The sequence below is a fragment of the Neisseria sp. P0008.S010 genome (assembly GCF_051962715.1).
GTDB classification, from domain to species: domain Bacteria; phylum Pseudomonadota; class Gammaproteobacteria; order Burkholderiales; family Neisseriaceae; genus Neisseria; species Neisseria elongata.
In genome coordinates this window covers 1-254 of record NZ_JBQCVA010000357.1, presented here as the reverse complement: position 1 = coordinate 254, position 254 = coordinate 1, and the positions used below count along the sequence as shown (strand labels likewise).

The window sequence follows — 254 nt, the reverse complement described above, 5'->3', positions numbered from 1 at the left end:
CCTCCGAAGGCGTCGTCTTGCAGCGCTGGCGTTGATCCGAAACCCGAACCCGCTCAATCGCGAGTCAGGGTTCAACGACTTCCAGGAACTCCGAATCGCGGTCCAGGCCAATCCGCAGGCTCTGAACTCCCATGGAGAGCTCCGGATCGACCCGATCGAGTGGATCGGAATCGTTCAAATGCGTTCGCCGGCGAAGTCCCGATGGAAAAGCACCAGCCCGCCAGAAGGCCAGGGGCTCGTTCTCCACGGGCAAC

Annotated in this window: 1 protein-coding gene; it reads right to left on the bottom strand. The window is 61.8% G+C overall.

Features of this window, described 5'->3' with window-relative positions; all coding sequences use genetic code 11:
- Positions 1-64 precede the first annotated feature (64 nt).
- Positions 65-254: hypothetical protein (locus ACTHSL_RS13905; RefSeq protein ID WP_440381743.1), on the bottom strand; the 190-nt coding region annotated here is incomplete at its 5' end.